Consider the following 8,091-nt stretch of genomic DNA (forward strand, 5'->3'; position numbering starts at 1 on the left):
CGATGCGCCGCACGCATTCAGATAGACAAGGGGTCCGTCCCGCATCGGGCTGGGCGTCCTCCGCGGCCAGCGCCGCCGCGGCGGCCGTCGGGCTGAACGAACTGTACGACCGCGGCTACTCCCGCGAGGAACTGGTCCCAATCGCCGCCAAGGGCGAGGCCGTCGTCTCCGGGGACGCCCACGACGACAACGTGGCCCCCTCCATCATGGGCGGGTTCACCATCGCGACCGAGAAGGGCGTCACGCAGGTCGATGCCGACATCCCCCTCGTCGCCTGTCTCCCCGACATCGTCGTTTCCACGCGGGACGCGCGCAACGTCGTCCCCGAGACCGCCCGCGTCGATCAGATGGTAGAGACGGTCGGCAACGCCGCGTCGCTGACGACGGGGATGCACCGCGACGACCCCGAACTCGTCGGTCAGGGGATGCACGACACCGTGGTGACGCCGGCCCGCGCGAAACTCATCGACGGCTACGAACAGGTCCGCGAGGCCGCGCTGGCGGCCGGTGCGACCGGTGTCACCATCTCCGGGGCTGGTCCGACCGTTATCGCCGCCTGCGCCGAGGAAGACCGCCGGAAAATCGCGAGCACGATGCTCGATGCCTTCGGCGACCGCGGCGTCGATGCCCGCGTGTACCAGACCCGAATCGGCGGCGGCGCTGAAGTGTTCTGAGACTGGTGGTCGGTATGCTGTCGCGGCAAAACAGGCTACAGCCGTCTATCCACCCTGGACGTACTCGTTGCGAACGTCGTGGAGCACTTCCTCGGCGTGGCCCTCGGGGTTCGAGGGGGCTGGGTCGTAGACGGACTTGACTTCACCGTCGGCCAGCACGAACGTCCGGCGGTCCGTCCGGCCGCCACTGGTGTCCAGGCCGAACGCTTCGGCCACGGTCCCGTCGGAGTCGGCCAGCAGGTCGTACAGCAGGCCCTCCTCCTCGGCGAACTCGTCGTGGGTCGCCACGTCGTCCATCGAGACGCCGTAGACGGTGATACCGCCCTCGCGGAACTGCGGGAGGTGTTCCTGAAAGTCGCGGGCTTCGATGGTACAGCCGCCGGTGAAATCTTCGGGATAGAAGTACACCACCGTCGGCTCCTCGAAGTCGGGCGAGACGGGTTCGCCGAACTGGTTCTGGGCGCTGACGTCGGGCGCTGGCGCTCCGGGTTCGAGCATACCGTCGGTTGGTCGGCGGGGCCGACACACCTTTGGGTGGCGGCAGCACGACCCGACGGCAGGATTTGGACAACCATTTAACTGACCCCTGGGAAACCCTGCCTATGTCGAATCCGCGAATCCTGATTCTCGGGCCGCCGGGAGCCGGTAAAGGAACTCAGAGCGCCAACCTCGCCGAAGAGTACGGCGTCGAACACATCACGACCGGTGACGCGCTCCGGGCGAACAAGGACATGGACATCAGCGACATGGACACCGAGTACGACACGCCCCGCGAATACATGGAAGCGGGCGACCTCGTGCCGGACGCGGTGGTCAACGCTATCGTCGACGAAGCGCTGTCCCAGGCCGACGGGTTCGTCCTCGACGGCTACCCGCGCAACCTCGAACAGGCCGAGGAGCTGGAAGGGATGACCGACCTCGACGTGATTCTCTCGCTCGATGTCTCGCGAGAGGAGCTAGTCGACCGGCTCACGGGCCGGCGGGTCTGTGACGACTGCGGAACGAACTACCACGTCGAGTTCAATCAGCCCGAAGAGGACGGTGTCTGTGACGACTGTGGCGGCGACCTCATCCAGCGCGACGACGACAACGAGGAGTCCGTCCGCAACCGACTGGACGTGTTCGACGACAACACCGCACCGGTCATCGACCACTACGGGGACCACGACGGCTTCGTCGCCGTCGATGGCGAACAGACGCCCGACGAGGTCTGGAGCGACATTCAGGACGCCGTCGACGCACAGACGGCCTGAGACGCGACGGAACCGCCGTTCGAGGCCGATATCGTCGAGACAGTCAGAGTAAAACGTTGATATGCCGTCGCACCTCAAGCACACACAATGGCACGTACCGCGCCGAAGGTAGAACGACTCGCCGAAGACGGCGAGGCAATGACTGATGCGCTCTCGACGGTACTCGCTGCGGCCGAAGAGAACGGGACCGTTACCTGGAGCGACGTGAGCGACGACCTCACGAGCGGCGAGTGGGGCCGGCTCATCGAATCCGGCCTGCTCATCGACGCCGACGGCGAGGGGTTCGTCATCGACGATCCCGAGGGCGTCCGCGAGGCGCTTGAAGAGTCCGACGCCGAGCCCAGCGACGATGACGACGACAGCGGCTGGTCGAAGTGGGACAAGCTCGCCGGCCTCGGGACGCTCGGCCTGTTTGCAGGCTACTCGATGACCTCGGTCCGTGACGTTATCGCAGGCGGGGTCATCGACATTGTCCTCGGGCCGCTCAACGATATGCTTCCCTTTTATGTCGTCATCCTGGTGCTTGCGATCATCACCGGCACCACCTCGACGATTCTCCAGGACAACCTCATGGATATGTCGGGGATGGGCGACCATCAAGAGAAGATGGAGGACCTGAAAGAGCGCCGCAAAGCCGCGAAGGAACGCGACGACCAAGAGGCGCTTGACCGTCTGGAAGAGGAGCAGATGGAGCTGATGACCGACCAGATGGGGATGTTCAAACAGCAGTTCCGCCCGATGGTGTGGATCATGCTGGTCAACATTCCGCTGTTCCTCTGGCTCTACTGGATCGTCTTCGGAGCCGGCGTCGACGCGAGCCCGGTGATTACGCTCCCCATCTTCGGCGAGGTCGAAGCGTGGAGCAACAGCGTCGCCGGCCCAGTCCAGGCGTGGATTGTCTGGTACTTCCTGTGCTCGCTGTCGTTCACCCAGATCATCCGGAAGGCGCTCAACGTCGAGACGACGCCGACCGGGTAGGCGCGAAGAGACAGCCCTTTCTATCGGGGCCCCCCGAACACCTCTATGTTGATTACCGTCTCCGGCCCGGCCGGCAGCGGCAAGAGCACGCTTGCCAAGAGCCTGGCCGACGCCCTGAGCTACGAGCACGTCAGCGGCGGCGATATCTTCCGCTCGCTGGCCGAAGAGCGCGGGATGACGCCGCTCGAACTGAACAAAGCCGCCGAGGAGGACGATCAGATCGACCGCGATCTGGACCGCCGGCTCCGGGATATCGCCGCCGAGCGCGACGACCTCGTACTGGAGTCCCGTCTCGCCGGCTGGATGGCGGGCGAGTACGCCGACATGAAACTGTGGCTGACCGCGCCGCTCGATGTGCGCGCCGACCGCATCGCGACACGGGAGAACAAGCCCTTCGAACAGGCAAAGACCGAAACCCGGGAGCGTGGCGACAGCGAGGCCCAGCGCTACAGCGACTACTACGACATCGACTTCGACGACCTCTCTATCTACGATCTGGCGGTCAACACCGCTCGCTGGGACCCGCAGGGCGTTCTGAGCGTGACCCTGCACGCCGTCGAATCGTACAGCCCGGACGGCGACGAAGGGAAGGCACCGGTCGAGAACATCCGGTACGAGTTCTGAGCCGATGACACTCCGTGCCCCGCCCGGCGAACGGGACCTCGATTCGCTTCGCTCGTTCGGCGTCGTCAACCTCGACAAGCCACCGGGACCCTCGGCCCACCAGGTGGCGGCCTGGATCCGCAACGCCACCGACCAGGACCGGGTCGCCCACGGCGGGACCCTCGATCCGAAGGTGACCGGCTGTCTCCCCGTGTTGCTCGGCGACGCCGCCCGGATGGCGCAGGTGTTCGACGACGCCGTCAAGGAGTACGTGACGGTGCTCGAACTCCACGACCAGGCCCCCGCCGACATCGCGGATATCGTCGCCGAGTTCGAGACCGAGGTCTACCAGAAGCCGCCCCGGAAGAGCGCGGTCAAGCGCCAACTGCGCGCGCGGCGGATTCATTCGCTGGACATCCTCGAACAGGGCGAGCGTCGGCTGCTCCTGCGCGTCCGGTGCGCTTCGGGCACGTACATCCGGAAACTGTGTCACGATATCGGGCTGGCGGCGGGGACCGGCGCACACATGGGCGATCTCCGCCGGACGGCGACCGGTACCTTCGACGACGCGTCGCTGTCGACGATGCACGACCTCGTCGACGCGCTAGCGTTTGCCGACGAGGGTGACGAGGGGAAACTCCGCGAGATTGTCCAGCCGGCGGAGCGCGCGCTGGTCCACCTGCCGCGGGTCACGATTGCACCGAGTGCTGCTCGGGAAGTCGAAGACGGTGCGCCGGTGTATGCGCCGGGTGTCATCGAAACTGGGCCGGCCGAAGCCGGCGACGCGACGCCCGAGACGGGTTCGCAGGTTGTCTGTGTCACGCCCGACGGCGCTGCGGTCTGTCTGGGAACGCTCGTCGGCGACCCGGACGCCGACAGCGGCCTCGTTGTCGAACTCGACCGCGTGCTGGTGTAGGTCGTCGTTCCGGGGCCAACGTCGATAATTCCGGGTCAGGGACTCATGAGCCGCGGGAAAAGCTAAGAACGCTTCACGCATAGTACTAGTATGGACCGATGGGTCGACCCCGACGAGGCCGACCCGGCGCAGTGGCGTGGAACGGGACCGTACGACGACCTGCGCCGGGGCGAGGAGACGGTCTCAGTGCTCGAACGCGCAAGTCGGACGCCACTGCCGTATCAGTACGAGATCGATATCCACCATGACGACGACGTCGCCGAGCAGTTCCGGTCCAGCGAATACAAACACGCACGTATCGTCTACAACAGCGGTGTTGACGCCAACCGACGGATCAAGCTCCTTACCCGCGGAGTGCTGTGGGGTGGCGACGAACTACACCAGCGGTTTCAGGCGCAGTACCGTCGACCGCCGCCACCCACTGAGACCGTTCCGTTCGGTGAGTATACCGTCTGGACCCGGTACCAGTACGGGACCATCGAGCGAACAGACGACGGACTAACGTTCACTGAGAGCGAGGCGAACCCGGACGAATCGCTCCAGGAACTCGACTGGGCGACCCTTTTCGACCCGGTCCGGGAACGGCTCGCAGAGTTGGAACTGGTTCGGAACCCCTCCTTCGCGAAATACCGCTTGAAAGAACTCGGTGAGTGGACTGCCTATCGAACGCGGTTCCAGTACGACCCCGGCGCGTTCGCCATCGGTCCCTGATTAGGGGATCTATAATAAATCAGGATGGGGTGGTACACAACGGCATGAAGCACCTACTAACTGCGGTCCCGCTTCAGCCCGGTGGCGGGTTCCTCGAACTGGCGCTGCTGTTTCTCGTCCTCGCCGTCGTTGCTGGGCTGGCCGGCCTGGGGGGCGTGGCGGGGCTCAGCATGCGAATAGCGAAGATACTCGTCGTCGTGTTCCTCGTCCTGATGGTCGTTAGCTTCCTCCTGTGACGCCGGCTTCGGTGGGTAGTGTCACCGCCACACCGTTTCTGAATCCTTTTATCCATGTGACGACTTCTATCGGGTATGACCGAGCAGGACGCAGCCGACGACACGGCCGCGACGGAGGAGTCGACCGCGAGCGAGGCGCAAGCGGACGGCAACGTCGACGCGGATTTCGAAGACGCCCCCGAGGACGTCACCGCGGACGAGGTTGACCTGGGCGAGTTCGACGTCGACGACGATCTGGCCGACCGGGTCGCCGAATCGGACCCCGAAGACGTCGCTCGGGAACTCTCCGCACTGCGGACACGCGTAGACAGTCTCGAATCGCAGGTCGAACAGCAGGACGACGACATTGAGGAGCTAGAGGAGAAGCTCAAGCGCAAGCAAGCGGAGTTCCAGAACTACAAAAAGCGGATGGACAAGCGCCGCGAACAGGAACAGAAGCGCGCTACCGAAGACCTCGTGACGCGGCTGCTCGACGTTCGGGACAATCTGGAGCGCGCGCTCGGACAGGACGAGGACACCGATATCAGGGGCGGAGTCGAGTCCACGCTCCGGCAGCTTGACGACGTGCTCGACGCCGAGAACGTCGAGGTCATCGACCCCGAGCCCGGCGGAGACGTCGACCCGACACAGCATCAGGTGCTCGCCCGCGTCGACAGCGACCAGCCGGACGGAGCCATCGCCGATGTCCACCGGCCGGGCTACGAGATGGCCGACAAAGTGCTACGCGAGGCACAGGTAACCGTCAGCGAGAGCGAGGAGTAGCGGGCGACCACGACGGGATAGCGGTCGTATTGCGGTACATTAAATAATCACCGGTCAGGGAACGCCACCGAGTAGAAAAACGCCCGGAGGAGGCCCCTTTCTCCGCTTTTCCGATCAGTACATCTAGCAACTTTTAACCGGCCCAATCCGCTATGAGCGGGTAAGATGGCGAGCAACAAGATTCTGGGTATCGACCTTGGGACCACGAACAGCGCGTTCGCGGTCATGGAAGGTGGCGACCCCGAAATCATTGTCAACGGCGAAGGCGAGCGGACGACACCCTCTGTCGTCGCGTTCGACGACGGCGAGCGACTCGTCGGGAAACCGGCGAAGAACCAGGCGGTAAAGAACCCCGACGAGACCATCCAGTCGATCAAGCGCCACATGGGCGAGGACGACTACTCGGTCGAACTGGACGGGGAGGAGTACACGCCGGAGCAGGTCTCGGCGATGATCTTGCAGAAGATCAAACACGACGCCGAGGAGTACCTCGGCGACGAGATCGAGAAGGCCGTCATTACCGTCCCGGCGTACTTCAACGACCGACAGCGCCAGGCGACCAAGGACGCCGGGGAGATCGCCGGCTTCGAGGTCGAGCGCATCGTCAACGAGCCGACCGCGGCCGCGATGGCCTACGGCCTCGACGACGAGTCCGACCAGACCGTCCTCGTGTACGACCTCGGGGGCGGCACCTTCGACGTCTCCATCCTCGATCTCGGTGGGGGCGTCTACGAGGTTGTCGCCACGAACGGGGACAACGACCTCGGTGGCGACGACTGGGACCACGCCATCATCGACTACCTCGCAGACGAGTTCGAGGCTGAACACGGCATCGACCTGCGCGACGACCGGCAGGCCCTCCAGCGGCTGACCGAAGCCGCCGAGGAAGCCAAGATAGAACTCTCCTCGCGCAAGGAAACTCGCATCAACCTCCCGTTCATCGCGACCACGGACGACGGGCCGCTGGACCTCGAACAGAAGGTCACGCGCGCGAAGTTCGAGTCCCTTACCGAGGACCTCATCGAGCGCACCGTCGGGCCGACGGAGCAGGCGCTTGCTGACGCGGACTACACCAAGAGCGACATCGACGAGGTCATCCTCGTCGGCGGTTCGACGCGGATGCCCCAGGTGCAAGACCAGGTCGAAGAGATGACTGGGCAGGAGCCGAAGAAGAACGTCAACCCCGACGAGGCCGTCGCGCTGGGCGCGGCCATTCAGGCCGGCGTCCTCTCGGGCGATGTGGACGACATCGTCCTGCTCGACGTGACGCCGCTGTCGCTGGGTGTCGAGGTCAAGGGCGGTCTGTTCGAGCGGCTCATCGACAAGAACACGACCATCCCGACCGAGGAATCGAAGATCTTCACGACCGCCCAGGACAACCAGACGCAGGTCCAGATCCGCGTCTTCCAGGGCGAGCGTGAGATCGCCGAGGAGAACGAACTGCTCGGCGCGTTCGCGCTCTCCGGCATCCCGCCGGCCCCCGCGGGCACGCCCCAGATCGAGGTGTCGTTCAACATCGACGAGAACGGTATCGTCAACGTCGAAGCCGAAGACAAGGGCTCGGGCAACAAGGAGGACATCACCATCGAGGGCGGTGCCGGACTCTCCGACGAACAGATCGAGGAGATGCAACAGGAGGCCGAACAGCACGCCGAAGAAGACGAGCAGCGCCGCGAGCGCATCGAGGCCCGCAACGAGGCCGAGGCCTCGGTCCGCCGTGCCGAGACGCTCCTCGACGAGAACGAGGAGGAGATCGACGAGGACCTCCAGTCCGACATCGAGGCGAAAATCGAGGACGTCGAGGAAGTCCTCGAAGACGAGGACGCCACGAAGGAGGACTACGAGGAGGTCACCGAAACCCTGAGCGAGGAACTGCAGGAGATCGGCAAGCAGATGTACCAGGACCAGGCCCAGCAGGCTGCCGGCGGCGCAGCGGGCGCTGGTCCGGGCGGCGCGAG

Annotated in this window: 10 protein-coding genes; 9 read left to right on the forward strand and 1 reads right to left on the reverse strand. The window is 64.8% G+C overall.

Annotated elements, in window-relative coordinates:
* Window positions 1–674, forward strand: a 674-nt coding sequence (locus GJ630_RS18790; RefSeq protein WP_191450692.1) for a homoserine kinase, incomplete at its 5' end; no start/stop codon positions are given.
* Between the two features lie 45 nt (window positions 675–719).
* On the opposite strand, the gene GJ630_RS18795 is transcribed toward GJ630_RS18790, so the two are convergent.
* Window positions 720–1,172 carry a peroxiredoxin gene (locus GJ630_RS18795; protein WP_050037559.1) on the reverse strand — a complete coding sequence of 151 codons (453 nt, stop codon included), beginning with the start codon at window positions 1,170–1,172 and terminating at the stop codon, window positions 720–722.
* 104 nt (window positions 1,173–1,276) lie between these two features.
* Between GJ630_RS18795 and GJ630_RS18800 the strand changes: the two genes are divergently transcribed.
* The 8 genes from GJ630_RS18800 to dnaK form a co-directional block, all read left to right on the forward strand.
* On the forward strand, window positions 1,277–1,927 hold the full coding sequence (locus GJ630_RS18800; RefSeq protein WP_050037558.1) for an adenylate kinase: 651 nt from the start codon (window positions 1,277–1,279) through the stop codon (window positions 1,925–1,927).
* Between the two features lie 87 nt (window positions 1,928–2,014).
* Complete coding sequence (locus GJ630_RS18805) at window positions 2,015–2,905, forward strand: DUF106 domain-containing protein (protein WP_014039551.1); 891 nt, start codon at window positions 2,015–2,017, stop codon at window positions 2,903–2,905.
* A 45-nt stretch (window positions 2,906–2,950) separates the two neighbouring features.
* Window positions 2,951–3,529, forward strand: a complete 579-nt coding sequence (cmk, locus tag GJ630_RS18810; RefSeq protein WP_050037557.1) for a (d)CMP kinase — start codon at window positions 2,951–2,953, stop codon at window positions 3,527–3,529.
* Window positions 3,530–3,533: 4 nt separating this feature from the next.
* Window positions 3,534–4,424, forward strand: a complete 891-nt coding sequence (locus GJ630_RS18815) for an RNA-guided pseudouridylation complex pseudouridine synthase subunit Cbf5 (RefSeq protein ID WP_014039550.1) — start codon at window positions 3,534–3,536, stop codon at window positions 4,422–4,424.
* Between the two features lie 90 nt (window positions 4,425–4,514).
* Window positions 4,515–5,135, forward strand: coding sequence for a hypothetical protein (locus tag GJ630_RS18820; protein WP_008310818.1), 621 nt, complete (start codon window positions 4,515–4,517; stop codon window positions 5,133–5,135).
* A 44-nt stretch (window positions 5,136–5,179) separates the two neighbouring features.
* Window positions 5,180–5,371, forward strand: a complete 192-nt coding sequence (locus GJ630_RS18825) for a DUF1328 family protein (protein ID WP_014039548.1) — start codon at window positions 5,180–5,182, stop codon at window positions 5,369–5,371.
* A 75-nt stretch (window positions 5,372–5,446) separates the two neighbouring features.
* The gene (locus tag GJ630_RS18830) at window positions 5,447–6,133 is read left to right on the forward strand and encodes a nucleotide exchange factor GrpE (protein ID WP_191450694.1); all 687 of its coding nucleotides are present in this window, start codon (window positions 5,447–5,449) and stop codon (window positions 6,131–6,133) included.
* Window positions 6,134–6,298: 165 nt separating this feature from the next.
* Window positions 6,299–8,091 (forward strand): molecular chaperone DnaK (dnaK, locus tag GJ630_RS18835; RefSeq protein WP_191450697.1); only part of this gene is annotated, 1,793 nt, incomplete at its 3' end.

The organism is Haloarcula sp. CBA1122 (genome assembly GCF_009741785.1).
GTDB lineage: Archaea > Halobacteriota > Halobacteria > Halobacteriales > Haloarculaceae > Haloarcula > Haloarcula hispanica.

Excerpts from the sequence above, each read along its gene's own strand:
- GJ630_RS18795 (WP_050037559.1), bottom strand. The coding sequence starts at position 1,172 with ATGCTCGAACCCGGAGCGCCAGCGCCCGACGTCAGCGCCCAGAACCAG.
- GJ630_RS18800 (WP_050037558.1), top strand. The coding sequence starts at position 1,277 with ATGTCGAATCCGCGAATCCTGATTCTCGGGCCGCCGGGAGCCGGTAAA.
- GJ630_RS18805 (WP_014039551.1), top strand. The coding sequence starts at position 2,015 with ATGGCACGTACCGCGCCGAAGGTAGAACGACTCGCCGAAGACGGCGAG.
- cmk (WP_050037557.1), top strand. The coding sequence starts at position 2,951 with ATGTTGATTACCGTCTCCGGCCCGGCCGGCAGCGGCAAGAGCACGCTT.
- GJ630_RS18815 (WP_014039550.1), top strand. The coding sequence starts at position 3,534 with ATGACACTCCGTGCCCCGCCCGGCGAACGGGACCTCGATTCGCTTCGC.
- GJ630_RS18820 (WP_008310818.1), top strand. The coding sequence starts at position 4,515 with ATGGACCGATGGGTCGACCCCGACGAGGCCGACCCGGCGCAGTGGCGT.
- GJ630_RS18825 (WP_014039548.1), top strand. The coding sequence starts at position 5,180 with ATGAAGCACCTACTAACTGCGGTCCCGCTTCAGCCCGGTGGCGGGTTC.
- GJ630_RS18830 (WP_191450694.1), top strand. The coding sequence starts at position 5,447 with ATGACCGAGCAGGACGCAGCCGACGACACGGCCGCGACGGAGGAGTCG.